We start from the raw sequence: 250 nt of genomic DNA, 5'->3' as shown, positions 1-250 counted from the left end.
AAACTCCAGCTCTGCGCCGTCAATTGACGCTTTACCGGCATTAAAGAACCAGGGTGCAATAAACACGCGATAAGTGAATTGCAAGTCGGTGTAGTCTGAACTGAAAATGGCACCGTTTAATCGGAAGTTATCGGTAATGTCCGACTTAAAGCCGACTTCGATGGTTTCTACTTCTTCCTGGTCAAATTTATGACCGGCTTCCAGGTCGGATTCAGTCAAAGCAAAGTTAAATGTCGAGTTCCAGCCGCCG

General features: G+C 46.4%; 1 protein-coding gene. It reads right to left on the bottom strand.

Annotated features, from left to right (window positions below; all coding sequences use genetic code 11):
* The coding region (locus NLF92_RS13485) for a TonB-dependent receptor domain-containing protein (protein ID WP_254102768.1) at window positions 1-250 on the bottom strand (250 nt) is incomplete at both ends.

The organism is Opacimonas viscosa (assembly GCF_024199005.1).
GTDB classification, from domain to species: Bacteria; Pseudomonadota; Gammaproteobacteria; order Enterobacterales; family Alteromonadaceae; genus Opacimonas; species Opacimonas viscosa.
Note: the sequence above shows the minus strand (reverse complement) of the source record. Positions and strands in the feature narration are given on the sequence as shown.